Here is a 2794-nt window from a genome sequence, read left to right as displayed (position 1 = left end):
CCAACGTCACCGGGCGGACAGCCGGACCGGATGAACTGTGCGACCCCGAGTACTGGGTCCGGCACGTCCGGCAGGCCGTCCGCTTCCTCGAGGGGATGCGAGGGCTGGAGGACCTGGGAGTCACGACCTTCCTGGAGCTGGGCCCCGACGGGGTGCTGAGCGCCATGGGCCAGGGCTGCGTCACCGAGGAGGCGGGGTTCATCCCCGTCCTGCGCAAGGACAGGGACGAGCCGGCGACCGTGGTCGCCTCGCTCGCCGGGCTGCACGCACGGGGAGCGACCGTCGACTGGCCGGCGTTCTTCGCCGGTACCGGCGCCCGGCGGGTCGAGCTTCCGACGTACGCCTTCCAACGGCCGGGACGTCCGCCCTGGACGAGCAGTTCTGGGCGGCGGTGGACCAGGAAGACCTGACCGGTCTGGTGGAGGGCTCCGGGCTCTCCGCCGATCAGCCGCTCAGCACGGTGCTGCCGCTGCTGTCTTCGTGGCGTCGGCAGTCCCGTGAGCAGTCCACCGTCGACGCCTGGCGCTACCGGACCACCTGGGTGCCGGCCGCGGCGTCCGGTGGGGCGGCGGCGTCCGGGGTCTGGCTGGTCGTGGCGGCGGAGGAGCACCACGACCATCCCATCGTCACCGGTCTGCGGGAGCATGGCGGGGACGTCGAACTCCTGACGGTCGCCAGTGGGGCGCGGCATCGTTCGGTGCCGGCCGAGGAACTGGCCGAGAAGCTGGCCGACAGGCCGAACGGGCACGGGGAGATCGCCGGCATCGTCTCCCTGCTGGCGCTGACCCACGACCCGACCGAGGCGAACCTGAGTCTCGTGCAGGCCCTGGGTGTCGCCGAGGTTCCGGCGCCCCTGTGGTGTGTCACCCGAGCAGGGGTGAGCGTGAGCCGTACCGATGCCGCGCCTGCCCCCGAGCAGTCGCGACTGTGGGGTCTGGGCCGGGTCGCCGGTCTCGAACAGCCGCATCGATGGGGTGGGTTGATCGACGTACCCCCGTCCATGGACGAGCGGGCCGTGAGCCGGGTGATCGCCCTGCTCACGGGAAGTGGCACCGAGGACCAGGTCGCGGTGCGCTCCTCCGGGGCGCTCGTCCCGCGGCTCGAGCGGGTGCCGGCCGGCACGTCGGGGGCCGAGTGGGCGCCCAGGGGTACGGTGCTGGTCACCGACGCCTCGACGCCTTTCGGCTCGCACGCCGCGCGCTGGCTGGCCGGGACCGAGGCCGACAAGGTCGTGCTGATGGTTCCGGAAGGCGCCGAACCGGCAACGGATGCCCTGGCAGCGCTCGAGGGGCGCTGTACCGTCGTGCACTGCGACGTGGCCGACCGCAAGGCTCTGGAGGCCCTGGTCCTCGAGCTCACCGACGAGGGCAGCCCGGTCCGTGCCGTGCTGCACACGGTCGGCGGCAACCAGCTCACCCCGCTCGACGCGCTCCGTATGGACGACGTCGACGGACGGCTGTCGGCGAAGGTGGTGGGCGCGGCCCATCTCGACGAGATCTTCGCCGACACGGAACTGGACGCGTTCGTCCTGTTCTCCACCATCGCCGGAGTCTGGGGCGGTGGCGGCCAAGGGGCGTACGCCGCCGCAGGCGCGTACCTGGACGGTCTGGCGCAGAACCGCCGGGCGCGCGGCCTGGCCGCCACCTCGGTGGCCTGGGGGCCGTGGGCCGAAACGGCGACCGCGGGCCCCGAGGCCGCGGCGGCGGAGGAAAGGCTCCGCCTGCGTGGGCTGCCCGCGATGGCGCCGGAGCTGGCGATCACCGCCCTGCGGCGCGCGGCCGGCGACAACGATCCGCTGCTCACTGTGGCCGACGTGGACTGGGCGCGGTTCGTGCCGTCGTTCACAGCCATGAGGCCGAGCGCGCTGTTGTCGGACCTGCCGGAAGCGGTGGAGGCGCTGGGGCGTGACGCTGCCGGCGAAGGCATCGACGAGGATGCCGCCGAAAAACTGCGCCAGCGCCTCTCGGGGCTGTCCGATGCGGACAGGGAGGCGGAACTGATACGTCTGGTGCGCACTCACGCCGCCGCCGTTCTGGGCTACGGAGGGATCGAGGAGGTCGGCCCCGGCCGGGTCTTCCGCGAACTCGGCTTCGACTCGCTGACGGCCGTGGAACTCCGCAACAGGCTGACGAGGGCCACAGGCCTGCGTCTGCCCGCAGGGCTGGCCTTCGATTATCCGAGCGCTGTCGCCGCCGCCGACTTCCTGCGCACGGAGCTCCGGTTCGGCACGGACACCACAGGGGCGTCCCTGCTGGCGGAATTGGACAAGCTGGAGGCGGCAACGGAGACGAACGAACCCGACACCCTCACCAGGGCGAAGGTCGCCATGCGTCTCCAGGCGTTCCTGGCCAAGTGGTCCGAAGGCGCGACTCCCGAGGCGGACCCGGCGAATGTGAGCGACAAGCTCGAATCCGCCTCCGACGATGAGATATTCGATTTCATCAACAACGAACTGGGGCGCTCGAACTGACTGCCCCGGCCCCGGCGTGGCGGACAAACCGTCGCCACGCCGGGGCCGCGCACCGGAGGCAGTGTCCCTCGGGGGCAAGGAGCCCGAGAGCCACGGACCCCAAGATGCAAGGACTTCAAGGGCCACAGTCCTCAAGGGCCACAACCCTGAAGGGGCAGAGACCTTGAGAAGCAGCGGATGCCAAGAGGGCGGATCTCAAGCACTGATGTCCCCTGATCCTTGACGGTTCGGGCGCACCGCAACAGGCCGGGCAGGCGTGTTCGGGACGGGGATACCTCCCGCAAACGGTTACACCGGGGCGTTTCGGCGGGGGCGGCCGGCCTG

2 protein-coding genes are annotated in these 2794 nt (G+C 71.4%); both read left to right on the top strand.

Annotated elements, in window-relative coordinates; translation table 11 throughout:
- The coding region (locus IH13_RS40045; RefSeq protein ID WP_158791539.1) for a hypothetical protein at positions 1–410 on the top strand (410 nt) is incomplete at its 5' end.
- On the top strand, positions 392–2470 hold the full coding sequence (locus tag IH13_RS0136175; protein ID WP_031091409.1) for an SDR family NAD(P)-dependent oxidoreductase: 2079 nt from the start codon (positions 392–394) through the stop codon (positions 2468–2470). The genes IH13_RS40045 and IH13_RS0136175, both read left to right, overlap by 19 nt.
- Positions 2471–2794: the final 324 nt, after the last annotated feature.

The sequence above is a fragment of the Streptomyces sp. NRRL WC-3549 genome (assembly GCF_000721935.1).
In the GTDB taxonomy this organism is placed as follows: Bacteria; Actinomycetota; Actinomycetes; order Streptomycetales; family Streptomycetaceae; genus Streptomyces.
This window is presented reverse-complemented; position numbering and strand designations above follow the sequence as displayed.